Here is a 208-nt window from a genome sequence, read left to right as displayed (position 1 = left end):
GTCTCTTGAGCTTGTTGTTTTACATCATCGCTGGTTTTTGATGTCATCACCTTTTAGCTGATCAATTTTATTGTCTGCTTCTTGCATCAGATTATCTGCTTTATTTTCAGTCTCTTGAGCTTGTTGTTTTACATCATCGCTGGTTTTTGATGTCATCACCTTTTAGCTGATCAATTTTATTGTCTGCTTCTTGCATCAGATTATCTGC

Annotated in this window: 1 protein-coding gene; it reads right to left on the bottom strand. The window is 36.1% G+C overall.

The window, feature by feature from the left end; translation table 11 throughout:
- Positions 1-24 precede the first annotated feature (24 nt).
- Positions 25-156: a hypothetical protein gene (locus tag BHE89_RS24960; RefSeq protein WP_286145878.1), complete on the bottom strand. Its 132-nt coding sequence runs from the start codon at positions 154-156 to the stop codon at positions 25-27.
- Positions 157-208 lie beyond the last annotated feature (52 nt).

Source organism: Shigella sp. FC1967 (assembly GCF_001743005.1).
Lineage (GTDB): Bacteria > Pseudomonadota > Gammaproteobacteria > Enterobacterales > Enterobacteriaceae > Proteus.
This window is presented reverse-complemented; position numbering and strand designations above follow the sequence as displayed.

Coding starts and splice junctions, on each gene's coding strand:
- BHE89_RS24960 (WP_286145878.1), bottom strand. CDS start 156: ATGACATCAAAAACCAGCGATGATGTAAAACAACAAGCTCAAGAGACT.